The following is a 26,345-nucleotide window of genomic DNA, read 5'->3' as shown; positions in this document are numbered from 1 at the left end:
TAGTACGTTGGAAAAAAGTGAATTAGTATCCTTAGATATACAAAATGGTATTGGTACGATATATCTTAATAGAGGAAATAAGAGAAACGCTCTGAATTATGAGATGTGGGTTAAGATAACCGAACTAATCAATGTATGTAATGAATCAAAGGATGTTATTATTATTATTTTAAGAAGTTTAGATAATAAAGCTTTTTCTGCAGGAGCAGACATAAGTGAATTTAAAGAAATAAGATATAATGCAAATGATGCATATAAATATAATAAAGTAACACATGAAGCGGAAAAGGCAATTATGAGTTCATCAAAGCCAACTATTGCATTGGTACAAGGATTTTGTGTTGGTGGAGGGTGTGAAATTGCCTTAGCATGTGATTTTCGTTTTTCTGACTCAGAGGGTAAATTTGGAATTACACCAGCTAAACTTGGATTAGTTTATAATTTACCTGGAACTAAAAATCTAGTTGATATAGTAGGTCCCTCAAAAGCAAAAGATATTTTATATACAGGGCGTCTAATTAAAGCTGAGGAAGCGTATAGAATAGGATTGATTGATCACATTTTTGAAAGAGATAAAATCGTATATGAAACATATCAATATGCAGAAATGATTAAAGAGAATGCACAGTTTTCAGTAAGAGGTGCAAAGTTTGTTATAAATAAAGTTCTAGAAGGAGAGATAGAAGATACGGATGAAATCAGCCAACTAGTTCTTGATTCTTTTGAAACAGAAGATTATAAAGAAGGAGTTAATGCTTTTCAAGAAAAAAGAAAACCTAATTTTCAATATGTATAATGTAAACAAGGCGATTAAAGTGAGGTATAGTATTAAAAAGGGAAGTCCTATTATATCGGAAAGTACTTATATAGCACTTGGAGCAAAAGTGATTGGCCATGTTAAGTTAGAAAAGAATACATCAATTTGGTTCAATGCGATATTAAGAGGTGATAATGATAAAATAACTGTTGATAATGGTTCCAATATTCAAGATGGAGCAGTTATCCATGTTGATCCTGGATATCCAGTAAATATTGGTAAACATGTAACTATTGGTCATAATGCTATAATACATGGCTGTACTATTAAAGATAACTCTCTAGTTGGAATGGGAGCGACGATATTAAATGGAGCTGTTGTTGGTGAAGGATCGTTAGTTGCTGCAAATGCGTTAATTCCAGAGGGTGAAATAATTGACTCTGGTGCTCTTGTAGCAGGTGTACCTGCACGAAAAGTCCGTGACTTATCAGAAATAGAGTTGAGGAAATTAAAAGAAACTCCAAATCATTATATTGATAATGCGATATTATATAGTGATTCTTTAGAATGAAAGAAAAAGTGGGTAATGTAAAAGAGTAGCTGTCTTAAAACGGTTCTATAAAAAGACAGCTATTCTTTATTATTGAGGAAACAATATAAAAAGTCTGCTATCACCTAATTATAAAAGCTAAATAAATGATTCGTTAGTTTTGATTGAGATAATGGTATCAACTAATTATTAAATATATTATTGTGTTATATTGTTACGAAGGAGGCTATGTTATGAGTAATAAAACCTATGATTCTATTTCTTCTACGGTACGTAATAAATACAAAGATTTAATGAAAAACCAAACAATCCAAGAAACACTAAAGTTTATTGAATCAGACCATTCCCGTACTGTAGAAGAACAAATTGCTATTACTGAAATTCCAGCACCACCATTTAAGGAAGAAACGCGTGCCAAAGATGTGAAAAAAAGACTAGAAGATTTAGGACTTTCAGATGTTCAAATGGATAAAGAAGGCAATGTATATGGTATCAGACGTGGAACAGGAAAGGGACCAAAGTTATTTGTGTCAGCACATCTGGATACTGTATTCCCAGAAGGCACAGATGTACGTGTTACAGAAAAGGATGGTATCTTATACGCACCAGGAATTAGTGATGATACAAGAGGATTAGCAGAGTTACTTGGTGTTATACGAGCGTTTAATCATGCCGATTTACCAACAGTTGGTGATATCATTTTTGGCGGAACTGTTGGGGAAGAGGGTGCGGGAGATTTACGTGGTGTTAAGGCATTCTTTGATGAACATCAGGATATTGATGGTTTTATTTCGATTGATGGTCCAAATGCTAATAATATTGTTTACTTAGGTACTGGAAGTTATCGTTATACCATAACGTTTAAAGGGGATGGGGGTCATAGCTTTGGTGACTTTGGTATTCCAAGTGCAACCCACGCCTTAGGTAGAGCAATTGCTGCAATTTCCGATATCCAGACGTCCACTGATCCAAAAACAACCTTTACCGTTGGAGAAGTTTGGGGTGGAACATCGGTCAATGCAATTGCACAAAAAGCGGGAATGACAGTGGATTTGCGCTCGAATGATCAAACGGCTTTAAAGCAATTAAATGAAACATTCCTAAATATTATTCAGGAAGCTGTTGAGGCTGAAAATGCTAGATGGAATAGTGATGTAATTAAGGTTGATATTCAAAAATTTGGTAATCGTCCACCAGCAAGTCAGTCCCAAGACGCTCCAATCGTAGAAGCTGCATTTGGCGCAATTGAACAAATTGTAGGTAACCCAACTTTAGCAGGTGCAGTCAGCACTGATGCCAATCATCCAATGAGCTTAGGGATCCCTTCTATTACTATGGGGTTAGGTGGTAAGGCAGGATCTGCGCATACACTGGAAGAATGGTATGATCCAAAAGGCGCCTATGTTGGTGTACAAAAAGACTTTCTAACAATACTTGGATTAGTAGGGATAGAGGGTATTTGTGAGCCATTACTAGGGAAACGTAAACAATAAATTCATACCCAAAAGAAAGTCCAGCCGCCATGAAGCGACTGGACTTTCTTTTAGTTAGATGTTGTCATGTTAATAGTGGTTTGCAATAATAATTCTGTTCCAATGGAAATATCTTCATCTGTAGCATATTCCATTGGATTATGACTAATCCCATCTTTGCATCGAACGAAAATCATTCCATAATCACATGCGTCTGCCATAATCAGTGCATCATGAAATGGGCCACTCATTAAGATAGGTACATCCATTCCCATTCGATCACTTGCCTTTTGCATAGAATGGATAATCTCTTCGTTACAGTATTTTGGTGCATTATTGGTATCTTCTTTTATTTTATATTGAAGTCCAATTTCGTTAGCTACGTTTGCAATGCAATCACGCAATTGTTGTTCGTATTGATCCCGCCTTTCTTTATCAATATCGCGTAAATCGACAGTAAAACGAACTCTCTCAGGAATAATACTGCGCCCATTTGGAAATACTTCTAAATTTCCAACGGTTCCAACTGTCGGTGCATCAGGGTCTGTCTTCACAATCTCGTTTAATGCAGTTACTATTTTCGATGCACCAAGTAAGGCATCATTCCGCAAATGCATTGGTACAGAACCTGCATGGCCCGCAAAACCAGTTAGTTCAATTGTTAACCAAAGCGGTCCTGCAATCCCACTTACAATCCCAACTGGGACATCTTTTGCTTCTAAATAAGGACCTTGTTCAATGTGCATTTCGATATAGCTTCCTAATGAGGCAGGATCATATTCTGATTTATGGAGTTGATTAGGATCACAACCAAAAGTCTTTAGGGCATCCTTTCTCGTAACACCATCCTTATCCGTTCGATCTAATTCATCTGGATCCAACTTCCCTAAAATACCTCTGGATCCAAATAATCCTTTCCCGAAACGATGCCCTTCTTCATCACAAAACGATATAATTTCAATTGGCCTATCGGGTATGATATTGTTTTCTTGCATCGTTTGAACAACTTCTAGTCCACCTAAAACACCAATCGAACCATCAAATCTTCCACCATAAGGCTGTGAATCGATGTGTGACCCAATCATATGAATAGGTTCATCTGGATTTTTTCCTTCCAATTGGCCAATTAAATTACCAAAATGATCAAATCTCGTTTTAAGTCCTGCCTCATCCATCCACTCTCGAACAAGCTCAAGACCTTCTTTATACTCTTCTGATAATGCTAATCGATAAACACCAGTTTCACCTATTTTTCCGACTTTAGCTAGTTTGTGAACACGCTCACTAAGTCTTGCTTTATTGATGGTTAGTTGATCTAGTATCACAGGTATCATGCTTCCTTTTTGGGTTATTTAACTAGGAATTTGATTTTTTATCTTTTTGTTTTTCAATTAACATAATGAGAGTAATGGTTAATGCTACACAAACTACGATCTTAATTAAGCCAAAGATAGGGGATAAAAAGACACCCATACCAATAGCCATTGCCAGAACACCATAAGTAGGTGTTTTATATGCAAATTGTCCTAATACTGCACCAAATATTGCTGGAAGAATAAAATTAAATGCTCCTTCTACTGATGGCGGTAAAATGGAAAGGATATAGGTTCCCCCCAAAATAATTAGGACAATAATACAAATGTTAACCAATGATGCAATGGCAATCCCAAATACACCAGCAATTTCTGCTTTTCTTGAACCACTTTCAGCTCCTATTGCTTTTTGAGCTGCGGAGGAACATGGTAAACACATGTTGGCGATATTTCCAGTTAAAAATGCTAAGTACGTCCCAGCAACTCCAAGTGTTGGATAATACGTTATTGGTTCTAATACCCACATGATCCCAACGAACGCCGCATAACCTAATAAACCTCCTCCGATGACACCCCATCCTGGATGGGCATCTAAAACAAATGAGAGGTATAGTGGTGGCAGTAAACACATTACCATTAATACCCATAGTGTTGTACGTCCCCAAAAATGTGCACGGTTATGAAAAGTATCCATCGCACTATCCATCGCAGCTTCCGTTGTCACATTTTCCGTTACAACTTTTTCCGGATTTGCACTCATATTTTTCCTCCTCTTATTGATAATAAAAAATTTAGGCCTATTTTTTACATCATCGTTGTTAAATAACCGATCGTCATTCCAAGTGCCATTGAAATTCCTAATGCCCATTCTTTTAGCCAAGCAATTTTTTGTTTATCAGCAATAATCATAATAATAACCATGGCTGCTAATGCAATGGCACCTGCAATAGTATGATTAACACTTGAAATCATTTGTTCACTTGCTAAGTAACCAAACGCACCAAGCATTGCTGCAGATGAAATAACAGTCATCGCTTTTGGATTGGTTTTCTCAATTTTCTTCTGTGTTTTTCCTAATCGTTTAGTGAATAGCGCAGTGAATAATAGCCATCCCATACCACCTAAACACATGGTCCATACCACTGCTGCTAATGCTTGTGCAGAAAAATCATCTCCTCCTAATTCTGTTCCAAATGCATCAGCACCAATTGTTGCAGCACCTGATTCCGTTGCTGCTGATCCAATAATTCCAATCCGCATTAATGTAAGAGGGGATCCTAACAATGCAATTAAGGATACTAGTACGATTGCAATAGCAAATGAAGGTCCAATTGAACTGATAAAACCAGTCCTTATTGCAGTCTTTACTTCATTTTGTGTCATCCCAACATCAGGTGCAGATTTTTTTGCAATCCGTAAAAAAATAATAGCTTGGAACATTACAATTCCAACAACAATAAAGGCAATAATCCAAAATGGAGCACTATTGGCAATCTGTAATACATCTCCCAATGTATGATTCCTCCTTTAACATAAGTCTATTAAACTTGCTTTTGTTCTGATGGAACGTTATTTTCTTTCTCTAAGTAATCAAATACTGTTGCAATAAATAATTTTCCAATATAAAGCATCGATTCTTCTTGGACATTGAATTTAGGATGGTGATGTGGATAAACATCCTCATTGTCTTCCATTGCTCCGCCTACCCAGAAGAATGTTCCAGGTGCTTCCTTCACATAATAGGCAAAGTCTTCCATACCCATTTGGGCTGGGATTCGTTTTACGTTCTCTTTCCCATAGAGTTCACTAGCAATTCTTTCAACACGATCTGTTTCCTCTGGATGGTTCACAACAGCAGGATAGCCACGAACATAGTTGCATTTTGCGGATGCACCAAATGCATTAGAAGTAGAAATGGCAATTTTTTCAATCGATTCCTCCACCCAATCTCTTACATCTGGATCAAATGTTCGAACGGTACCTTTAATCGTTGCTTTGTCTGGAATGACATTAAAGCTGTCTCCACCATTAAAAGAAGCTACTGATACGACAGCTGATTTTAATGGATCCGTTTGCCGGCTAACAATTTGTTGTAGGTTTAACATTAATTGGCTGCCGACAATAAGTGGGTCAACTGTTAAATGCGGCATTGCAGCATGCCCACCTTTACCAGAAATTTCTATTTCGAAAGTATCCCCATTTGCCATGGCATTACCTTCTCTTACCCCAACACCACCAAGTGGGTCTGTGGAGCTTACGTGTGCACCGTAAACAACATCCACACCGTCCATAGCACCATCTTCAACCATAAATTTGGCGCCTCCAGGAATCACTTCTTCAGCAAATTGGTGAATAAATACAATCGTTCCTGCTAGAGAATCGCGCTTTTCACTTAATACTTTTGCTACTCCTAGTAGTCCTGCTGTATGAATGTCGTGACCACATGCATGCATAACACCTGGAATTTGTGATTTATATTCCACATCTTTTTCATCCTGGATTGGTAAGGCATCAAAGTCTGCACGTAATGCGATCGTTTTCCCAGGCTTTCCTCCTTTTAAGATACCGAGAACACCACGTCCGCCGACACCAGTTTTCACTTCTAATCCTAAGTCTGTTAAAAATGCTGCAACCTTTTTCGGTGTATTTACTTCTTTATGTGATAGTTCAGGGAACATGTGTAAATCTCTTCTAAATGCTACTAAGTCTGGATAAATTTCTTCTAATCTGGCGAATAATTCTTCCTTCAAGAAAATCATTCCTTTCGTTTGGGCTTTTTTAGTACTTTTTTACAGTAAATGGGAGCTATTGGCACATTATTAAAATATACTGAATATATCCACCCCCTTAATATTTAGTAGAATTTAATTTTTATTTGGTTTTAACTGACTCCACAATAGATGGTCTTGTTTTTGCATAGTTAGTAGCTTTTTCGTATGCATGGCCAATACGCAAGACTTCATAATCAGCTCGATGTTGTCCAACAATCTGAAGGCCTAATGGTAGTCCTTTTGCTGTAAATCCACTAGGTACAGACAGTGCAGGGTTGCCAAGTGCTGAAATATAGTAGCTAGAACGCATCCAGTCAATATAATTTTCCATTTTGACACCATCAATTTCAGTTGGATACTCTTGATAAACATCAAATGGAGGGACTTGGCTAACAGGTAATAATAAAACATCAAAGTCCTGAAAGAAAATACGCATACGATGGTATAGTTTATTGCGTAACCGTTCTGCTGTCCCAATTTCTGGTCCTGTAAGTTCTCGACCTTTATTGAAGTTCCATATAAAGCTTGGTTTCATGACCTCTTGATAACGTTCAACCAGTTCTCTGTTTGACATTTCCATTTCCCATGCACGGAAAACGTGAAATACCTCGTCAGCTTCTGATAGATCAGGACATGCTTCTTCCACATGACAACCTAAATCTTTGAATATATTAACCTGTTGCTCGATATTAGCTCTTACTTCTGAATCAACAGGGAGCATTCCACCTAAATCTGCTGACCATGCTACACGTAGTCCACGTATGTCATCATTAAAAGGTTGTAAGAAATCCTCACCAGATTGATCAATCGAAATAGGGGAGAGATCATCAGGTCCAGCCATAACAGAAAGCATAAAGGCTGCATCCTCTGTATCTCTTGTAATTGGTCCTTGCGTTAATAGAGTTGAGAATAATGCTTGTTTTGGGTATGTAGGGACTCTTCCTGGTGAAGTTCTTAAACCAACAACATTATTGAAAGCAGCAGGGAAACGACACGATCCTCCCATATCACTTCCGTCTGCAAATGGAAGCATCCCTGTGGCGACTGCTGCAGCAGCACCACCACTACTACCACCTGCTGTATGTTTTAATGTATAAGGGTTTTTAGTTGTGCCAAATACCTCATTAAATGTATGGGCACCAGCACCAAATTCAGGTACATTTGTTTTCCCGATGATAATAGCTCCTGCTTCCCTAATTCGTTGTACATGTAGGTCATCTTCCGTTGCAATATTGTCACGTAAGGCAAGTGAGCCACTAGTCATTGGAAAGCCCTTTGCATTGTGGGTATCTTTAATGGCAATCGGTAGACCGTGAAATGGCCCAACATCGTTTCCTTTTACTAGTATTTTATCTGCTTTTTTTGCTTCTTTTAGAGCATGTTCTTCATCTAACGAGACAATTGCATTCACATCTTGATTTATTTTCTTAATCTGGTTTAAATGCGCTTTCATCACTTCAAGTGCTGATACTTCTTTTTTTCGTATAGCTTTTGCGAGTGATCGTGCGCTTGTAAAACAATCTACATTACTCATCGTTTCCAACCCCTTTAGTTTAAGAAATCGCTTACATTTTGGTCAATTGTCGACTAAATAAAATTGATAATACATAGTATATAGTACAAAAATTATAAATTCAACATTTTATTGACAATTTTCAAATTTTAATTGATATTTTATTCTGTGGCATAGAAATTAAATTGCCAGATGTTAGGGAGATATACTATAATGAGGGCAATTAAGTTGGCCTAGAAGTGGAGATAGGGTGATTAAATAAATGGTGAAAAATAAAAACACTTTTCCTGACAACTCATTATCTAACCAGATTGCGGAGAAAATCACACATGAAATTATTACAGGTAAGTTGGAGCCTGGTGAGAAAATTATTGAATCTGCATATGCAGAAGAATTTGGTACAAGTCGAGCACCTATTCGGGAATCGTTATACCTATTAGCAACAGAAGGATTAATTGAACGAATCCCTCGTAAAGGTGCTGTTGTAAAAGACTACTCAGAAGCAGAAATATATGATATTTGTGAAGTTCGAATGGTTTTAGAAAGTCTAGCGATGAAGCGGATCAAACAGAATGGCGTAAAACATGAGGTACAAAACAAAATGGATGATATTGTAGACAAGATGGAGTTAGCAAAGGATGATATTACTGAATACACGTATTTAAACCAGGAACTCCATAAATGCATCATTGAAATGAGTGGCAGTAACATTATTAGTGATATGTACTGGCGGTTGGGAAGACCATTACTTACATTACAGCGAATATCATTTTTACAAGAACAATACATTGAAAAATCATTAGAAGATCATAAAGAAATTATCCAATTATTACTTATAAATGATTTTGATAAGGCAAGCGCGTTATTAGAAAAACATAACCAAGATGTAATACAACGAATTATATAATGGTTGCTTAAACCAACTGTAAGGGATACTCACCTTATGGTTGGTTTTTATTATGGGGGAAGAAAGCATAAAAACCACTTGATTGGCTAGGCGCAGTTCGTATGTTGCTTCGACGCAAAGGATGTGGCGTTTTAAGGCTGTTAAGGTGTTTAGCTTTTATTAAAAGATAAGAAAATATAAAAAGTTGGACTCATTACTGCCTTTTATAGGAAAGGCCACATCCAGCTCCGAGCGATTGACGTCCTAGTGCCGATAGACATAAGGACGCCCGAGTTTTCATCGGCCAGAGCCTACCCCCTCGAGGTCATAAGTTAATCCACATTACGCGCAAAAAGCGCCACGTCGAGGCTTGGCTTATGCTTGGCAGATAAGAAAAACTTTCTTACTGCATAAGTGCAACTAAGGCTTTCGCCATAAGAACTTGACGAAAAGCCTAGTTTTCTAATCGGGGGTAATCAAGGCGCTTCTAGCTTTTGTTCCACGTTAGGGAGGTATAAAATTTTAGCTAAGAAGTAGACTCGACGTTGCAAAATTTTAATGTCCCAAGTATAAGAAAAACTAACACCTTCGCTAAGGATGAGCGAATGCGGGTTTTTCTAATGGAAAAGTTTTTTGAAACATATTTCTGAAAAGTTGTTGAATTTTAACTACTTTATACATATAATGGTATGTAATCGATTGTCGACAATTTAAAATTGATTGAGAAATCTCCTGTTTGGAATGGAGGAAATAACATGAAAGTAACCATAAGTCGGTTTGATACTGATGGAAAAATCACCCTGCAGGAAAGTGGGGGAATAGCGATTGTTACCATGCATCGTCCACGATTAAAAAATGCCATGACCAATAGTATGTGGCGCGAACTTGCCGATGTCAGTAAACGGATTGTTAAAAATCCTAAAAATCGCGTCGTCATTTTAAAAGGCGGAAAAGACCAGTTTACAGCTGGTTCTGACATTAAGCAATTTGATCAATTATCCATTGAAGATGCAAATAGTGCGTTTGATGATATGGAAAAAGCTATTGCATCTTTTGAAAAACTGCCGCTACCTACAATTGCATTGATTAATGGTCCAGCAATGGGAGCTGGTTTTGTCCTAGCGTTAGCATGTGATCTTCGGATTGGGACACCTGATGCAAGGATGGGAATTCCGGTTGGGCGTCTTGGCATAACACTAAGCCAGGCTTTTGTTAACCGGATTATGTCTTTTGTTGGGAAAAGTAGAACATTAGACCTTGTTTACACTGGTCGAATTATTCATGGAGACGAAGCAGTCAATTTAGGGTTATTAAATTATATGGCTCCAGATAAAGAAGAACTTATCCCCTATACGTTGAAAATTGCGGAAAGGATAAAGGAACAGTCCCCTGCATCTTTGTTAGCGGTCAAGCGATCAGCAGCTTTTAGTTCGCCAAGTGTTTCTATTCCTTGGCAAACAGGAGTAGACACGAGTGTTGATCCATATGATTTTCCAGAAGGGGTACGTTCGTTTGTAGAAAAAAGAAAACCGTCTTTTAAAAGGAGAAGATAATATGTTGCCATTAGAAGGAATTAAGGTAGTTGATTTAACACGAATATTAAGTGGACCATACTGTACCATGACCTTAGCTGATTTAGGTGCTGAAGTCATTAAAGTAGAAAGTCCAACTGGTGATGATACTAGACAGTGGGGGCCACCATTTATTCAAGAGGAAAGTGCCTATTACTTAAGTGTGAATCGTAATAAAAAGAGTATTGTGCTGAACTTAAAAATGGAAAAGGGAAAGGAAATTTTTCGTGAATTGGTAAAAGATTCAGATGTTGTAGTGGAAAATTTTCGTCCAGGTACACTAGAAAAATTAGGTATTGGCTATGACGAATTAAATAAAATAAACCAGCGAATTATTCTTGTGTCGATTTCAGGATTTGGCCAAAGTGGTCCTTATGCGAATAAACCTGGTTATGATGTGTTAGCACAAGGAATGGGTGGATTAATGTCTGTAACTGGTGAACCCAATGGCACCCCAGTCAAAGCAGGATATTCTATTGCTGATATTGGTGCTGGTATGTGGGCGACGATTGGTGTCTTAACTTCTCTGTGGGAAAGAGAAAGATCAGGTAAGGGTCAATGGGTAGATGCTTCCTTACTTGATACAATGATATCATGGCAAACATATCTTGCAGGAAATTATTTTGCGACACACGAAAATCCAAAACCATTAGGTGGTGCACATCCAAATATTGTCCCTTATCAAGTGTTTAGTGCTTCTGATGGTCACTTTGTATTAGCAGTTGGAAATGATAGTTTATGGGAACATTTTAAAGAAGCAATGGGTATGAAAGAATTAGAGGATCCAAAATTCCAAACAAACCCAGATCGAATCGAAAATCGAGATGAATTAATTCCGATGTTAGATGAAGTATTTGAAACAAAGCCAAAACAGGAATGGGTGGAGTTGTTCGAAAGCTATAAAATACCATGTGGACCTGTCAATGAGTTTTCTGATATCCTGCATGATCCACATGTAAAAGAACGCGAAATGGTAGTAGAAATGGAGCATCCTTCTTTAGGAATTCTCCATCAATTAGGGGTTCCTGTAAAGTTGTCAAGGACACCTGGTGCCGTTAAGGATGCTCCGCCAAGTCAGGGGGAACATAGTGAGGCTATTTTAAGACAAATTGGTTATCAGGATGATGAAATTCAGAAATTTATCCAGGAGGGTGTAACTGGAAATGATCAGGAAGTTTCATCGGTGAAAAAATGATGTCTGAAGGAGTATGAGGGATGGAGATTTATGGATTAGTTGGACCCAGTGGTACAGGAAAAAGTACAAGTGCATTGTCACTTGCGTATGATAAACAAATTCCTGCAATTATCGATGATGGATTATTGATTATTAATGGGGAGCGAGTTGCTGGGAGATCAGCTAAGTTTGAAAAAAATAGTATTACGGCTATCAAACGTGCTACCTTTCACTATCAGGATCATGCTGATGAAGTAAAAAAAATAATTGGTTTACATGCTTTACCGAAATTACTAGTTATTGGCACATCTACTAATATGGTAGATTTAATTGCCTCCCGGTTAGACCTTGGGAGTATTCATCATTATATTCATATTGAAGATATTCGTCATTCTAGTGAAATAAAACTAGCAAAATTTGCACGGCAAACAACTGGAAGTCACGTTATGCCAGTTCCAGTTATGCAAGTGGAACAAAGCTTTTTTAAGCGACTAATTGTAAGAGGGTTTAAAATATTTTCACCAAAAAAGGAAATAATTGGAGAGACAACTATCGTACGACCTAATTTTCATAAGGACTCATTAATCATAGCAGACGAGGTCTTTAAAAAAATCACGAAAAGTGTCTGTCAATCTAGTGAAGCTGTCCACTCTTGTGAAAAAGTACATGTAACATTAGAAGGTCTCCCATCAGTAAAAGTGGTTGTGAAACTTCATCACGATCAAGATGACCTTAACTTGTTGGATAGCCTAAAAGCGATCCAAAAGAAAATAAATACAGCCTATCAGCGTTATTTTGGATTAGAACTTTTTTCAATTGATGTACATTTAGTTAAACTGGTTTAACGGATTAATTAAAATGACAATCTCATGTTAGAAAATGAGATTGTCATTTATTAATATATCTTTAATCCGAAACAAGCTTTAAAAATGACAATAACAATAGAACCATGATGACACAACATGGTATTGCGACCATAATCGTTACAGTTTGCAAGGTTGTTAATCCCCCTACAAACAATAAAGCAATCGGAGGGAGTGCAAGTGCAAATGCCCAGAATAGACGGTTCCAGCGTACTGGTTCTGTTTCGACTGTCCGTTGTGTGACTGATGCGATCATATATGAAGATGTATCAAAGGTTGTCGCCATAAAGATAACGGCCAAAAGAATAAACAATGCAACAACAATATTTCCAAATGGCAACGTATTTAAGATTGAAATAATCGCTTTATGAGCACCCTCCACTTGAATGATAGCCATTACATCTAACATATTGGTCGCTTGTAAAAATAGACCATAATTCCCGAGTACAAAGAAAAATAACCAACAACCGAGTGATCCGAATGTAATGGTTCCAATAATCATTTGTTTTATGGTACGACCACGAGAAATTTTGGCAATAAACAATCCAACAAATGGGGCATAAACAATCCACCATGCCCAATAAAATAAGGTCCATTTTTCTGGGAAACCAGATTGAGCTATGGGATCAATCCATGTATTTAACCGTAGGAAATTGTTTAAAATTAACCCAACACTATTGGTTGATACTTCTAAAATAAAAATAGTTGGACCTAAAATCACTACAAATAGTAAGAGAAATACGGCTAAATAAATATTTACATCACTTAATCGTTTAATCCCTTTTTCTAACCCTGAGTATACACTAACCGCAAAAACGGAAGTACAGATAAGTAATATCGTAATATCTAGGAAAAAGTTTTGCTCAATCCCTGTTACTTGTTCCACTCCTGCTGCAATCATTGGTACACTAATACCAAGTGATGTCCCAGCAGCTCCTAATAATCCAATAATAAACGATAAATCAATTAGTTTTCCAATCAATCCATCACTATGATGCTTTAAAACAGGACGACATGCTTCACTAATTTTTAGAATGGGACTCCCCTTTACATGATATAAATAAGCGATTGGTAATGCTGGAAGACAATAAATCGCCCAAGCTGTTGGACCAGAGTGAAATAACCCATATGCAGCACTCCATTCAATTGCTGCTGGTGTTTCTGGATTAAGTCCTAATGGGGGGTCTAAATAATAATACCCCCATTCAATCGTCCCGAGGTAAATAACACTAGAACCAATACCTGCACAAAAAATCATGGCAATCCAACTGAATGTGGAAAAAGGTGGCTTCTCCTCTTTTTTACCAAGTTTAATTTGTCCATATTTACTAAATGCGACCCATCCTAAAAATAATAGGGATGAAAAACCAATCCATAAATAAAAAATACCGACAACTTCCGTTAACTGTGTATGGATGTTATGAAACAAATTATAAATTTCCGTTGGATATAAAAATATACTGCCACATATGATCACTAATAGGGCTACAGATGTAATAAATAATGGCGAGTCAATAATTGGTTTCTTCAAAATGACATCTCCTTGTCAAACGGTTTTCGCTATTGGTGCTTGTACAAATCATTCTATAAGTAACTCTATGTCGTCAATATGAAGGACATGACAAGCTTTTATGAAATGTCATTTTGATAAATTTTTTCTAAGATGATCCTATATGGTAGGATAGAAAAAGAGAAGGGAGGCATTGATATGACTAGCAATGATGAACGCTTATTTGCCATGCTGATTTATTTAGTAAGTTTGTTCTTTCCAATATTAGGGCCATTACTTATCTGGTTGTTAAAACGCGATCAATCAGACTTTGTGGACTATCATGGAAAAGAATACTTTAATTTCTTCATTTCCTTTACAATTTATTCCATTGTAAGTGGTATACTTGTTTTAGTATTAATAGGTTTTGTCTTATTGTTTGTTGTAGGGATTTTAGCATTTATTTTTACACTTATTGCATTGTTCAAAGCTTATGGTGGAGAGAGATACCAAATTCCGTTAGTGATTCGGTTTATTAAATAAAAAGTTATTTAAGACAATTAGAAAAGGGAAGCGTACTTTTAAATGTAACGTATGCTTCCCTTTCTTTTATGGAACGTGATAGTTTAGTTACAATGCTTTTGTCATTTATGCTTATTCATTGGCACTGGCACTTTTCGTATTCTTAGTTTTTTAATGACGCATAATCTATATAATGCGCAGTAAAATAGTGAGGTTGATTTCCGCTCCAGACAGTCGCTTTCACCACGGGCATAAGTGCGACATCTGTTCAAACTTTACGTTTTCACAGTGTCTTCTTTACCGCAGGCACGGCCTCAGCCTCCTCGGAAGAAGATCACTTCCTGCTCAGGTCTGGACACGTGCTTTTCCTGCAGGAGTCGACTGTCCTACGCTCCAATCAATATCGTATTAGCATCAATGATGATATTAATAAGAAATTGAACAGGAGCTAGCGAAGGAAATACACGGAGACTCCTGCTGGAAGAGAGGCATAGGTGAGACCCCGGAGTGCGTAGCACGAGGAGGCTCAACAGCCGCCCGCGGAAAGCGAAGTGTATTTCCGTAGCGGTACTCAGCTAAAACTACTGCGTATAATCCATCAACTATGCATAGATTTAAACTTGAAAAAACAACAAACTTATAGAAAACAGCTTAATCATTTATTTTTTTGGAACGAAAATGCAAAACGGTCATTAAAACGAAAAAGTAAAGAATTAATCCACCTAATGTATAAAGATATAACATTGGATTGTTTTCAATAAACCCTACAATAGGAATGTTTAATAATAAAAGCAGTGGGAATCCAAACATAATGGCTGTTGCACTACCAACAACTAAATTATCTGTTGTATTGGATTGGAATTCTGGATCAACTGCTTTTACTAGCGCTAATCCAGTGGATATCGTACCAGTCGCCATCCCAAAAAAACCTAACGTGTTTGGTAATGTATCTGTTGGAAAAAGACGAGGTACAACCCAAACTAAAAAGAAAATGGTTACCAATCCACCAAGGCTTGTTAAAACAATAATCGGTAAGAGGTAATCCTGTAATGCGTATATCGAAATCGCAGCAATGGATGCAGTGATCATATAATCAAAGGCAAACCCTGAAATTCGTTGTAATAAGAAATTATTTGGTTCATGTTCAAGTTTAAATTCTCTTCTTTTTAGTTTATTTAATAGGGTTCGAAAAATCATTGCATAAATACTACCGATAATGAAATGAAAACCTATTAATAACTGTGCTAAAGTTGATCCAAATGTTCCAAGTGGTGTCAGGATTATTTCTAAACCATGAAGTGTGAGATACGTAATAAAATAAATGATTCCTATTAAGGCAACTTGATACGTGAGTTTATCGATGGCATCTGCTAGTGGGATTTCATCTGGTGCGGAAGTTTCTACGATATCTTCATGAGCTGTTTGTTGTTTCGGATGAAATGTAAACTTTTTCTTTCGTATGAGTAGATTCATGACAATTATACCTATAATAGTTGCCCATAAAAATCCTATACCTGCTATCGTTAGCCCAATGTTTCCACCACCAATAGCACCTAGCTCCTCCCATTGTGTCCCAATGGAATAAGCCTGTCCTGGTCCCTGACCAAAGCCTAATGGCAAAAGCAGCCCAATTCCAGGGAAGAATTGAGGATAAAAGAAGTGAACTAGAAATAAAAAGAAACTAAATCCAATAATTCCTTGTATTAAATAAGTTGAAACAATTATCATACCTGAATTAAGCATAGCAGGCTTTCTATTAACTTGACGCTCTTTTAGCGATAAAGCGATAAATCCAATTCCCATTAAATGATAGACAAGTTCTCCTAGCATATCAATATCAAACTTCAACCATCCAAGGAATTCGGGGCCGAGTAGAAGCCCTAAAAAACCAGCAATCATCGACGTTGGAACAATCCATTTTTTGAAAAATGGTATTCGTGCCTTTAATACAGTCGCAATGCCAATTAATAAGGAAATTAGTAAAAAATCAATTACAAATGACCACGATTCATTCATGAAATACCTCCTTCTTCTTTTGCTCAACCTCCATTTTAGCTTGAATGATGTTTAACCATTTGTATGCCGAAGTTCGAGGTTGGTAAAAAAGGAGTCGATACAATTTATCTTGTACAAAGAAATCAAGTCGGTGATGTAGTTGAATATTTAGTCCTTCTATTTGCTCAATTGGAAATGTGTGGTCTTCTTTATCATCCCCAACGAAAGATAACTGATTATTTGTGGCTAAATCCCAAGTTAATAGACCATTTGATAGAAGGGAGAAAGGTTGTCCATTTTCCGAAACAAATAATTTCACATGATCTTGCATTAATTCCTTCCAATCTATTTGTTGTTTCTGTAAGTTTTCTGTAATAAATTTAAGTTGCCATCTATTCCAATCGTTCGTAGTACTATGGATGACATCATGATTTACTTTATCAAAATACCCATACGGATTGTATCTTACTGTATAAAGACAATGTTGACATTGAAAAAGGTCATTGTTGGACTGTAGTTTACCTGGCGTGTGGCAGTGTGGACAAACAAAGAGAAATCGTTCTAGATAATTTGCCAGCTCTTTTCCTTTGTAAGGTATTAATTTTTCCTTTTGCCATTTGCTTTCATTGTGATGTAGTGCGTTAGAAACTTCACGATGAATGGCATTGGGGGAAATGTCACTTAAGTCTTCTTTATCAAAAAGCTTAACCATTGATAGATAAATCGTTCCTTTCCGATTATTCTTTGCCCATCTCGGATGTGACAAGTGCCCTCCTTTAATTGTTACAATCACTACAGGTATCTCAAGACGTTTGATTAATTTTGCTGTAGTAGCGGGAAAAGACTCAGTATTTCCATCCCAGTTTCGGTTCCCCTCTGGAAAAATTCCGATAATGCGATTATGTTTTTTAGCCTTTATAATACTTCGAATGGTTCGTGTATCATTGATATACTTTGTTTTAGGAATTGCTCCAATATAATTTAAAATTCTTTTTAATAATGGATTACGAAATAAAGGTTCACCTGTAATATAACTAATCGGTTCCTTCACAAATAGATTAATAAAAAAAGGATCCCAATTGTTAACATGGTTTGAGAGGATAAAATAAGGACCTTCCATATTTAATGTATCATTTTGTTCGACGACGATTTTTGTTCGCCTACTAATTATAATTTTAAGGCAAAATCGAAGTATATTTTCTATCCATTTAGTAGGCTTTTTTTCAAGGCTCATTTGTATCACTTCCTAGTAGTTGTTATAACCAAGGCTATTTTCGCATACTTTGTGTTTTTTCTTGTCTTCGGAGTTGATATAAAATGCGACGTAACAACTGCATTAATTTACACTCTAGACAATTGCTTTTTCTCTTCAATGATGGTTGGGTGCTTTGATTCGTTCCAGCAGAATAATCCGACATTCTTTTATAAAATAGCTATAACCAAAACAATTCATATTTTATCATAGAATGGAATGGATAGAACAAAAAAAACATAAAATAGATTGAATAATTTTTTAGATTACGAAAGATAAACGTTGGTCAACAATCTTTATTAAACAGGATGCAAATGGAAAACATTTATACAAAATAAATAAAAAGACGACATTCCATTTAAAGTGAATGGATGTCATCTTTTTTCAGTAGGTTTTCTGACAGCTTTGTCTATCTATTTTTCGCTCGGATCATATTCATCATAAGTAAGCCTTGTAACAGTAGTTGTTTCATCTTTTTTTATATCGGATTTAGAAGCTTTTTCGCCATATGATTCGTCTGGATCTATTCCTGGTGCTACGGTATTCTCTTCTTTTTGTTTGTTTCGTTTGCCCATATAATTTTCCTCCTTAGTCTAGATAATTTGCATGATAAGGACTTTCACGTTCTTCTGATTGGATAGATATCCATTGCATAGTTGTGAATTCTTCTAGGGAGCGTTCACCACCGAATCGTCCTAATCCAGAATCTTTTTCACCACCAAATGCGATTAGTGGTTCGTCATTAACACTTTGGTCATTCACATGGACCATACCAGTAACAATCTGTTTTGCTACTTTCACACCTCTTTCAGGTGATCCAGCATGAACTGCACCGCTAAGCCCATACTGTGTGTCATTTGCAATATCGATAGCTTCTTCATCACTGTCTGCTGATATAACAGTAGCAACTGGACCAAACATTTCATTTTTAGCTGTAGCGACATCGTTCGTACCTGTTAAAATATACGGATGCATCACATTTCCCTCGACTTTTCCTTCTAGCACAACATTAGCACCTTGCTCTTGCGCTTTTTCTATATCACGCAGAATTCGTTCAATCGCTCCCTTATTAATTAGTGGTCCAATTAAGGTATCTTTGTCTTGTGGATCGCCTACCTTGATGGTTTTTGCTTTTTTCACAAACAAATCTACAAATTCGTCAAATTTACTTTGATGAACGATGATACGGTTAATTGCCATACATATTTGTCCATTATGCATAAATTTACCAAACAACGCAGAGTTCACAGCACGTTCAATATCAGCATCTTCTAATACGAGTAAAGCATTATTACCACCTAGTTCGAGTATGGACTTTTTAATATGTTTCCCACAAAGTTCGCCAATGTGACGACCAACAGGGGTGGACCCTGTAAAGGAAATTAATCTTGGGATTGGGTGCTCAATGACAGCATCTCCTACTTCTTTTACAGCAGGATGAATGATATTTAATAATCCTTTTGGAACACCAGCTTCTTCAAATGCTTTTGCAATTAGAATACCACCAGTAATCGGTGTTTGTTTGTCAGGTTTTACCACAACGCCATTACCAGTGGCAATAGCAGGAGCAACTGAGCGCATTGCAAGATACATTGGAAAATTAAATGGCCCAATAACTCCCACGACACCGATTGGTTTTCGATAGATACGATTTTCCTTTCCCGCAATTAGTGAAGGTACGATTTCACCATGCATTCGTAATGGAAAAGAAGCAGCTTCCCGTGTAATGGCAATGACAAAGTCCATCTCGACATTTGCTTTAATGTAGGAAGAGCCACTGTCTTGTATTAGATGTTGAATAAATTCCTCACGTCTACTTTCTAATATGTGTACGGCCTTTTCCATAACCGAAGCACGTTCAAATGGATTTCGTTTTTCCCATTCTACTTGCGCCTTTTTTGCTGATTGATAGGCTTCATCTATATCTTCTTTACTTGCAGATTTAACCTCCCCAATGACCTCATTATGATAAGGGTTCCTATTTTCATGTGTGGTTTGTCCATTTCCATCCCGCCATATGCCTGCAATATAATTTTTGGTTAAATCTTCATATGGTTTCATGTGCTTCACTCCCTATTGATAGTCATTGCTTATCATTTCCAAAAAGAAAACTTTTACCAGAGCAGGAGGCATTAAAAAAGGGGAGTATTGGGCACATGATTCATAAAGGTGAAGCATAGTATGGAGTAATTTTTTTTTTGCACGTTAGGAAAGTATAAAATTTTAGCTAAGAAGAAGACTCAACGTTGCTAAAATTTTAATGTCCCAAGTATAAGAAAAACTAACACATTCGCTAAAGGACGAGCGAATGCGAGTTTTTCTAAGTTTGGGTGATTTACTCTAGTGGAAGGGGAGAAGTAAATGGATAATGTCATGCATACGACCATCCCATGTAGAGATTTAGATGAAGCCCTACGCTTTTTATGAAAAATTAGGGTGTTTGCCTATTAAAAAGACGGATAAATATATGCTAATTGACTTTTTTGGACATGAATTAGGATGTTATGTAAGTCCAAAAATGATGGATCAACATCCAACAATGTGTCCAGGTCATTTTGGTATTACATTTTTGGAAATAGAAGCATATAAGGAAACCTTGAAATTGGCAGTACAACATGAGGTATTATTTTTTAAAAAACCAATGATTCATCTTGAAGGAACAGGTGAGGAGCATATGACATATTTCTTGCTTGATCCCACTAACAACGTCATACAATTCCGTTATTATAGTTATTTATACAAAAAATAATGGGAGTGTCTCTTACACTTGAGTTGAAAATTTATATACCATTAACGAATAACAAGAGTAAAGGCCATGCTCTGCTACATAGCCTCTCTTCTTAACATTTACACTTCCTTCACAACAATTGCTTTTGTGACTTTTGTTTGTTTACAGTCCTCAAATGCACCCTCTTCTACAAAACCTAATTTTATGGCTGATTCTAGTTTATCTGTGTCTGGCCGTTTTTCTACAACAATAAATTCGTTTAGGTTTAATCCCTCTAGTTTTTCTACCGTTGGCTTGTCCTTGTAGGTAGTAGATGAGCGAATTTGCCGTTGTACTTTAAGGTTACCACGCTCAATTTCTCCTTTTTGATCTTTTCCGACTGTGTCATCAAGAAATTCATTAAACTTTTTCTTTAATACATTCATTTCTTGTTTGACTTCTTTTTGCAGCTTGTTTAATTCGTAATACCGTTCAATATCCTTCTCTGTAATCGTAACAGCGTCGGCCATCCTGAACGCCCCCAGTTTTATATCGTTAGTTCATATCTATGTGTACATCGAAAAAATATGACGGTGAATCAGTGACAGGAGTGCTTTTTTCATGGGTTTAATTTAGAAGTTTTGTAGGGGGGTTTTCTTATCAGTTTGTAGTGGAATTTATTTATTTTAAATTGAAAACGGATACATTTTAAAAATTTTACAAAAGTTATTGCAATTAAATTTATTATGATTTATAGTATTAATAATCTTTTCACCAAATTTCGATATTTAACATCAAACAAAAGAAAAGGGAGGTTATTTAGGTGAAATTTACAAAAAGTTCTATCTTATTTTTAGTTGTAACAGTAGTATTAAGTTTAGTACTTGTGGCATGTGCCAGCGAACCAGATGAGGAAACATCATCATCGGGTGGTGATGATAGTAGTAATGATAGCGGTGGTGAAGAATCAGCTGGTGGAGATTTGGTCATTGCCAAAAATTCGGATGCTGTTACATTAGACCCTGCTGGTGCAAATGACGTTCCCTCATTTGATGTTCAATATAATATCTTTGAAACCTTAGTCACAAAAGATGGTGAGATGGAAGATCAACCAGGACTTGCGGAAAGCTGGGAAATGGTAGATGACACAACATGGGAATTCAAGCTTCAAGAAGGGGTAACATTCCATGATGGAGCTGAATTTAATGCTGAAGTAGCCAAAATGAATATTGAACGTATTCAAGATCCAGATGTTGCTTCTCCAAACTCACACTTATTTGAAATGATTACGGAAGTGAATGTAGTTGATGATTATACGTTGGAGCTCATAACAGAATACCCATTTCCATCGCTAACATCTAACTTAGCACATGGTATCGGTCAAATGATTTCTCCAAATGTGATTGAAGAAGATTATGCTGCAATGGAAAATGGGGAAGATCCAGGAAGTGTTGTCAACGAGAACCCTATTGGTACTGGATATTTTAAATTTGATGAATGGACACCAGGTCAAGAAATACGTCTAGTAAAAAATGAAGATTATTGGGATGAGCCAGCTTTACTAGATTCGGTTACATTCAAAGTTGTACCAGAAGATTTAACCCGTATAGCTGAACTTGAAACAGGATCAACACATGTCTCTAGTCCATTAAGTCCTTCCGATTTAGCACAAATAGAGGGAACAGATGGATTATGGGTAAATCGTCAAACAAGTACAGGTATTGACTACCTCGGATTTAATATGAGTAAAGAACCATATGATGATAAGCTAGTACGTCAAGCGATTACACACGCAATTGATAAAGAACAAATTTTAGAGGGTATTTATAATGGTGTGGGTATTCCAGCACATGGTCCACTAGCACCAAGTGTAGTTGGTTATGATGATAGTATTGAAGGTTTAGAATATGATCCAGAGAAAGCGAAAGAATTGTTAGCAGAAGCCGGTTTTGAGGATGGCTTTTCCACTACAATTTGGACAAATGATAATCGTGAGCGTATCGATATTGCAACAAATGTCCAACAACAGCTTGCAGAAGTTGGTATAGAAGTAGAAGTGGAAGTATTAGAGTGGGGTGCTTACTTAGATAAAGTCATGAATGGTGAACAGGATATGTATATTGTTGGTTGGTCAAACTCTACAGGGGATGCCGACTTTGGTCTATATCCAATGTTCCACTCTAGTAATGTAGGACCACCAGGAAACCTATCATTTACAGAAAATGATGAGCTTGACCAGTTACTAGAAGATGCACGCAGAGAAACCGATGAAGAAAAACGATTAGAATTATATAGTGAAGTACAAGAAAAATTGATTGATCTTGCGCCATTAAATTATATTCTTCACCAAGAATATTTAACAGGTGTACGGGATGAAGTAAAAGGTTTATCTCAATTGCCAACAAAACGTTTTGAATTAAAAGATGTTTACTTAGAGCAATAATTTTCTAGTATTGGAAGGCTGTCTCTTAATCTCTTAAAAAAGTGTAGAGACAGCCTTCATTTTATGGTACACTTTATCACGTGTTAACTGGAAGTAAGACCCCCACTTCAAGACTTCGAGAAACAAAGAAGTATAAGTGGGGGATAACTGCCAGTAAAAGTGAGATAAGTTCAACTAACATTTAGTGGGGGATGAAAAAAAACCCCCACTGAATGAGTTTGTCTTTATCATATTAAAATAGTTGGAGGTTGCTTAAATGAAATTATCTAAAAATTTTCTTTTATTAGCGTTTTTTACAATTTCGCTAAGTTTTTTACTTGTCGCATGTGCAAGTGAACCAGATGAAGAATCTTCATCTACAGCTGATAATTCCAGTGAAACAGAGGATAAAGGAGGAACCTTAACCATTGCAACTGTCTCTGATGCTGTCACCCTAGACCCTGCTGGTGCCAGTGATGTTCCTTCTTATAATGTTCAATACAATATCTATGAAACATTGGTAGAGCAAAACGATAATATGGAACCACAGCCAGGGTTGGCTGAGAGTTGGGAAGCGATAGATGATACAACTTGGGAATTTAAACTAAGAGAAGGAGTTACCTTTCATGATGGATCCGAATTTAATGCAGAAGTAGTAAAAATGAATATCGAACGGATTTTAGATCCGAAAGTAGCTTCTCCAAATTCGCAGTTATTTGAAATGGTAACCGATATTAAGGTAGTAGATGACTATACGGTCCAATTTATCATGGAATACCCTTTTGCGGCATTACCTGCACATCTAGCACATAACGCTGGTGGAATGGTTTCACCGAAATTAATCGAAGAAGATTATGCAGCAATGGAAGAAGGGGAAGATCCAGGTAGTGCTGTTAACAATCATCCTGTAGGGACAAGTTATTTTCAATTTGAAGAGTGGCAGCCAGGGCAATATGTGAAATTAGTAAAGAATGAAGACTACTGGGGTGAGCCTGCATTCTTAGATTCTGTAACATTTAAAGTGGTGCCAGAGGATTTAACACGTATTGCAGAATTAGAAACAGGTGAATCTCATATCTCCAATCCGTTAAGTCCCGCCGATATTGAACAAGTAGAGGCGATGGAAGGCTTGTCTGTCACAAAGCAAGGAAGTACAGGTATTGATTATATGGGATTTAACTTTGAAAAAGAACCATTTGATGACCAACGGGTACGTCAGGCTATCTCTATGGCAATTGATAAAGAACAAATTTTAGAAGGAATATACAATGGTGTAGGAATTCCTGCTAAGGGACCATTGGCACCAAGTGTATTTGGGTATGATGAAACTATTTCTGGGATTGAATACGACCCTGAAGGTGCAAAAGAATTATTGGCAGAAGCAGGCTTTGAAGATGGCTTCTCTGCAACGATCTGGACAAATGATGATCGTGAGCGTATTGATATCGCAACAAATGTCCAATCACAGCTTTCTGAAATTGGGTTAGATATTGACATTGAAATACTTGAATGGGGTGCGTACTTAGATGAAATCGATAATGCGCAACATGATATGTTCATTTTAGGTTGGTCGAACTCAACAGGTGATGGAGATCAAGGATTACAGCCTCTATTTAATTCAAAAAATGTTGGTTCATCTGGAAATAACTCGTTTATTCGAAATGATGAAATTGATGCGTTATTAAATGAGGCACGTAAAGCTACAAATGAAGAAGAGCGATTAGAATTGTATAGTGAAGTTCAAGAAAAATTAGTTGATCTTGCACCACTCATTTACTTACTTCATAAAGAATATTTATTAGGTGTACGGGATGAAGTAAAAGGATTATCCCAATTACCAACCAAAATGCTACAGCTAAAAGAAGTGTATATTGAAGAATAGCTCAAACGTTGTCTCCTTGGTTTCAAGGAGGCAATTTTTTTGGCAGTTAGGAAAGTATAAAAACTTTCCTACTGCATAAGTGCAACTAAGGCATTCACCAATAAAGATCTGGTGAATGCCAAGTTTTCTAACACGTTAGGGAAAGTATAAAATTTTAGCTAAGAAGAAGACCCGGGCGTTGCTAAAATTTTAATGTCCTAAGTATAAGAAAAACTAAACACATTCGCTAAAGGACGAGAGAATGCAAGTTTTTCTAAAAGTTAGGAAATCAAGAGTCCATCGAATTAGCTGGAAAATATAATAAGGTAGGAGCGAGTGTCATATATCGCTTTAGGCTTCAAAGGCAAGTCCATCTTTTATTTTTCGCTCTAGTTTTTCCGAGACTATGGAAATTTAAGTAGGTTATACGTCACAAGTCAACCGTATAATGGCATAGGCTATTAATGATTTAGGATGATGATCATAGGAGGTAACGAAATGTACTATTATACACCTTTTGTAGGAACCACATATCCATATTATCCTTATCCAGTCGCCCCACAAGTACCTTTTCCAACTTACCAAGAAGCTAGTGTTTATCCATTCGTAACAAGACAACAAAATATCGAAGGACAGGCGACATGGACTGAGGGAGGACGTGTCACACAATGTAATATACCCTGGTCTACAAATGAATATATGACCGCTGCAGTTGGTGACAATGCACCATACCAATGTGGACAAAACCTAAAAGTTAGAAACTTATCCATGCCTGGTAGAGAGATTATTATCACGGTAGTAGATAAAGTACCTGGCTATCCTGCAAATAGGATAAATCTTCATCGGAGAGCTTTTATTGCGCTTGGAGCAGACCCGAATATCGGTGTTATGGATGTGGAAATCACACCACATTTAGAACTAGAAAAAGAGAAATGGGGGAAATATTTATTAGAGATTGTTCAATCTGCTTATCCTAATTACAGTGTAACGGATTATAACGCTATCGATAAAACATCAATTTCTGCCGACCAAACAAAAGAAACATTTGATTATATTCTACAATCACAACAAGAAACGATAAAAGTACGAGGGAATGTTATTTATAACCCAAATACAGATCGTGTCATTTCGTTTGATCTCAAAGAAATGACAGAATGACGAAAGGGTTCTATCCACCTGACCATTTTGGCAGGTGACTTTTTTTGTAACGCTCACTTTCAGTAAAGG

Annotated in this window: 23 protein-coding genes; 12 read left to right on the top strand and 11 right to left on the bottom strand. The window is 36.7% G+C overall.

Features of this window, described 5'->3' with window-relative positions:
• Positions 1–7: 7 nt before the first annotated feature.
• The 3 genes from GHC26_RS05395 to GHC26_RS05385 all read left to right on the top strand — a co-directional run bounded on the left by GHC26_RS05395 (position 8) and on the right by GHC26_RS05385 (position 2,800).
• The gene (locus tag GHC26_RS05395; RefSeq protein WP_163970251.1) at positions 8–796 is read left to right on the top strand and encodes an enoyl-CoA hydratase-related protein; all 789 of its coding nucleotides are present in this window, start codon (positions 8–10) and stop codon (positions 794–796) included.
• Positions 753–1,328 (top strand): gamma carbonic anhydrase family protein, encoded by a 576-nt coding sequence (locus tag GHC26_RS05390; protein WP_226376860.1) that lies wholly within the window; start codon positions 753–755, stop codon positions 1,326–1,328. Before GHC26_RS05395 ends, GHC26_RS05390 begins: the two co-directional genes overlap by 44 nt.
• Positions 1,329–1,540: 212 nt before the next feature.
• A complete protein-coding gene (locus GHC26_RS05385) occupies positions 1,541–2,800 on the top strand; it encodes a M20/M25/M40 family metallo-hydrolase (protein ID WP_163970250.1) in 1,260 nt (419 codons plus the stop codon).
• Positions 2,801–2,850: 50 nt separating this feature from the next.
• On the opposite strand, the gene GHC26_RS05380 is transcribed toward GHC26_RS05385, so the two are convergent.
• The 5 genes from GHC26_RS05380 to GHC26_RS05360 form a co-directional block, all read right to left on the bottom strand.
• Positions 2,851–4,113: a M20 family metallo-hydrolase gene (locus tag GHC26_RS05380; RefSeq protein WP_163970249.1), complete on the bottom strand. Its 1,263-nt coding sequence runs from the start codon at positions 4,111–4,113 to the stop codon at positions 2,851–2,853.
• Positions 4,114–4,135: 22 nt separating this feature from the next.
• The gene (locus GHC26_RS05375; RefSeq protein WP_163970248.1) at positions 4,136–4,852 is read right to left on the bottom strand and encodes a small-conductance mechanosensitive channel; all 717 of its coding nucleotides are present in this window, start codon (positions 4,850–4,852) and stop codon (positions 4,136–4,138) included.
• Positions 4,853–4,896: 44 nt separating this feature from the next.
• Positions 4,897–5,604 carry a DUF5058 family protein gene (locus GHC26_RS05370; RefSeq protein ID WP_163970247.1) on the bottom strand — a complete coding sequence of 236 codons (708 nt, stop codon included), beginning with the start codon at positions 5,602–5,604 and terminating at the stop codon, positions 4,897–4,899.
• Between the two features lie 29 nt (positions 5,605–5,633).
• On the bottom strand, positions 5,634–6,842 hold the full coding sequence (locus GHC26_RS05365) for a M20 metallopeptidase family protein (protein ID WP_226376859.1): 1,209 nt from the start codon (positions 6,840–6,842) through the stop codon (positions 5,634–5,636).
• A gap of 121 nt (positions 6,843–6,963) precedes the next feature.
• On the bottom strand, positions 6,964–8,397 hold the full coding sequence (locus GHC26_RS05360; RefSeq protein ID WP_163970245.1) for an amidase: 1,434 nt from the start codon (positions 8,395–8,397) through the stop codon (positions 6,964–6,966).
• Between the two features lie 241 nt (positions 8,398–8,638).
• On the opposite strand from GHC26_RS05360, the gene GHC26_RS05355 reads away from it, so the two are divergent.
• The 4 genes from GHC26_RS05355 (at position 8,639) to GHC26_RS05340 (ending at position 12,852) form a co-directional block, all read left to right on the top strand.
• Entirely contained in the window at positions 8,639–9,283 is a 645-nt protein-coding gene (locus tag GHC26_RS05355) for a GntR family transcriptional regulator (RefSeq protein ID WP_163970244.1), read from the top strand.
• A 734-nt stretch (positions 9,284–10,017) separates the two neighbouring features.
• Positions 10,018–10,815 (top strand): enoyl-CoA hydratase/isomerase family protein, encoded by a 798-nt coding sequence (locus GHC26_RS05350; RefSeq protein ID WP_163970243.1) that lies wholly within the window; start codon positions 10,018–10,020, stop codon positions 10,813–10,815.
• Between the two features lies 1 nt (position 10,816).
• Positions 10,817–12,028 carry a CaiB/BaiF CoA transferase family protein gene (locus GHC26_RS05345; protein WP_163970242.1) on the top strand — a complete coding sequence of 404 codons (1,212 nt, stop codon included), beginning with the start codon at positions 10,817–10,819 and terminating at the stop codon, positions 12,026–12,028.
• 20 nt (positions 12,029–12,048) lie between these two features.
• Positions 12,049–12,852, top strand: a complete 804-nt coding sequence (locus tag GHC26_RS05340) for a P-loop NTPase family protein (RefSeq protein ID WP_163970241.1) — start codon at positions 12,049–12,051, stop codon at positions 12,850–12,852.
• Between the two features lie 61 nt (positions 12,853–12,913).
• On the opposite strand, the gene GHC26_RS05335 is transcribed toward GHC26_RS05340, so the two are convergent.
• Positions 12,914–14,401, bottom strand: a complete 1,488-nt coding sequence (locus GHC26_RS05335) for a BCCT family transporter (protein WP_163970240.1) — start codon at positions 14,399–14,401, stop codon at positions 12,914–12,916.
• Positions 14,402–14,578: 177 nt separating this feature from the next.
• Here GHC26_RS05335 and GHC26_RS05330 point away from each other — a divergent pair, with 177 nt between their 5' ends.
• Positions 14,579–14,902 (top strand): DUF4870 domain-containing protein, encoded by a 324-nt coding sequence (locus tag GHC26_RS05330; RefSeq protein WP_163970239.1) that lies wholly within the window; start codon positions 14,579–14,581, stop codon positions 14,900–14,902.
• Between the two features lie 630 nt (positions 14,903–15,532).
• Here the strand turns inward: GHC26_RS05330 and GHC26_RS05325 are convergent.
• From GHC26_RS05325 to GHC26_RS05310, 4 genes are all read right to left on the bottom strand, one after another.
• Entirely contained in the window at positions 15,533–16,897 is a 1,365-nt protein-coding gene (locus GHC26_RS05325) for a sodium/glutamate symporter family protein (protein WP_163970238.1), read from the bottom strand.
• Positions 16,890–18,110: a lysophospholipid acyltransferase family protein gene (locus GHC26_RS05320; RefSeq protein WP_163970237.1), complete on the bottom strand. Its 1,221-nt coding sequence runs from the start codon at positions 18,108–18,110 to the stop codon at positions 16,890–16,892. The genes GHC26_RS05325 and GHC26_RS05320 overlap by 8 nt, the downstream gene beginning before the upstream one ends.
• A 431-nt stretch (positions 18,111–18,541) precedes the next feature.
• A complete protein-coding gene (locus GHC26_RS05315) occupies positions 18,542–18,703 on the bottom strand; it encodes a hypothetical protein (protein ID WP_163970236.1) in 162 nt (53 codons plus the stop codon).
• Between the two features lie 13 nt (positions 18,704–18,716).
• Positions 18,717–20,189, bottom strand: coding sequence for an aldehyde dehydrogenase family protein (locus tag GHC26_RS05310; RefSeq protein WP_163970235.1), 1,473 nt, complete (start codon positions 20,187–20,189; stop codon positions 18,717–18,719).
• Between the two features lie 406 nt (positions 20,190–20,595).
• Between GHC26_RS05310 and GHC26_RS05305 the strand changes: the two genes are divergently transcribed.
• On the top strand, positions 20,596–20,877 hold the full coding sequence (locus GHC26_RS05305; RefSeq protein WP_163970234.1) for a VOC family protein: 282 nt from the start codon (positions 20,596–20,598) through the stop codon (positions 20,875–20,877).
• Between the two features lie 98 nt (positions 20,878–20,975).
• Here GHC26_RS05305 and GHC26_RS05300 read toward each other — a convergent pair whose 3' ends face one another.
• Complete coding sequence (locus tag GHC26_RS05300) at positions 20,976–21,365, bottom strand: hypothetical protein (protein WP_163970233.1); 390 nt, start codon at positions 21,363–21,365, stop codon at positions 20,976–20,978.
• 293 nt (positions 21,366–21,658) lie between these two features.
• Here GHC26_RS05300 and GHC26_RS05295 point away from each other — a divergent pair, with 293 nt between their 5' ends.
• The 3 genes from GHC26_RS05295 (at position 21,659) to GHC26_RS05285 (ending at position 26,276) form a co-directional block, all read left to right on the top strand.
• A complete protein-coding gene (locus GHC26_RS05295; RefSeq protein ID WP_163970232.1) occupies positions 21,659–23,278 on the top strand; it encodes a glutathione ABC transporter substrate-binding protein in 1,620 nt (539 codons plus the stop codon).
• A gap of 256 nt (positions 23,279–23,534) precedes the next feature.
• On the top strand, positions 23,535–25,139 hold the full coding sequence (locus GHC26_RS05290; RefSeq protein ID WP_163970231.1) for a glutathione ABC transporter substrate-binding protein: 1,605 nt from the start codon (positions 23,535–23,537) through the stop codon (positions 25,137–25,139).
• A 477-nt stretch (positions 25,140–25,616) separates the two neighbouring features.
• A complete protein-coding gene (locus GHC26_RS05285) occupies positions 25,617–26,276 on the top strand; it encodes a DUF3889 domain-containing protein (RefSeq protein WP_163970230.1) in 660 nt (219 codons plus the stop codon).
• Positions 26,277–26,345: the final 69 nt, after the last annotated feature.

Source organism: Oceanobacillus halotolerans (genome assembly GCF_010993955.1).
Classification (GTDB): domain Bacteria; phylum Bacillota; class Bacilli; order Bacillales; family Amphibacillaceae; genus Oceanibacillus_A; species Oceanibacillus_A halotolerans.
Note: the sequence above shows the minus strand (reverse complement) of the source record. Positions and strands in the feature narration are given on the sequence as shown.